Source organism: Lentimicrobium sp. S6, from assembly GCF_013166635.1.
In the GTDB taxonomy this organism is placed as follows: Bacteria; Bacteroidota; Bacteroidia; order Bacteroidales; family UBA12170; genus UBA12170.
Window position 1 is genome coordinate 1 of sequence record NZ_JABKBZ010000243.1, and the last position, 725, is coordinate 725.

General features: G+C 38.6%; 1 protein-coding gene. It reads left to right on the forward strand.

From position 1 onward, the window contains the following. The coding region (locus HNS40_RS22575) for an IS66 family transposase (protein WP_172284965.1) at window positions 1-719 on the forward strand (719 nt) is incomplete at its 5' end. Between the last annotated feature and the right edge of the window lie 6 nt (window positions 720-725).

The window sequence follows — 725 nt, forward strand, 5'->3', positions numbered from 1 at the left end:
GCTATTATTGGGTTTACCATGACCCCTTAAAAAGAATGGTGGTGTTTGACTACCAAAAAGGACGTAGCAAAGATGCACCCCGAAAAATACTCGATAACTTTGAAGGGTATTTACAAACCGATGAATATGCATCTTACAACCAGTTTAAATCCAAGAAAACAGTAAGCCATCTGGCTTGCTGGGCACATGCACGCAGATATTTTGAAAAAGCACTGAAACAAGACAGCTCCAGGGCAGAATATGCCATGGGGAAAATCCAGCAATTATATACTTTGGAGCGCGAGATTGTTGATCTTTCATCAAATGACAAAAAGAAGGCGCGTATTGACAAATCCCTTCCAATTATAAATGAGTTAGGAAAATGGATTTCTCAGGAAAATAAAAAGGTACTCCCTTCAAGCCTGATCGGAATAGCATTTACCTATTCTATTAATTTATGGGACAGTCTTCACACATATCTTTACGACGGAAATCTAATTATTGATAATAACCTGATCGAAAACAGTATCCGACCCAATGCTTTAGGAAGGAAAAATTACCTTTTCGCTGGTTCTCACGAAGGAGCAAAGCGTTCAGCTATGTTTTACTCCTTTTTTGGAACCTGTAAAATGCATGGTGTAAATCCTCAAATATGGATGAACAAAGTCTTGGAGCTTATTGCAGAGCACAAAGTCAATAAACTTTATGAGCTCTTCCCGCAAAACCTGTCCCTGCTATAATCATAG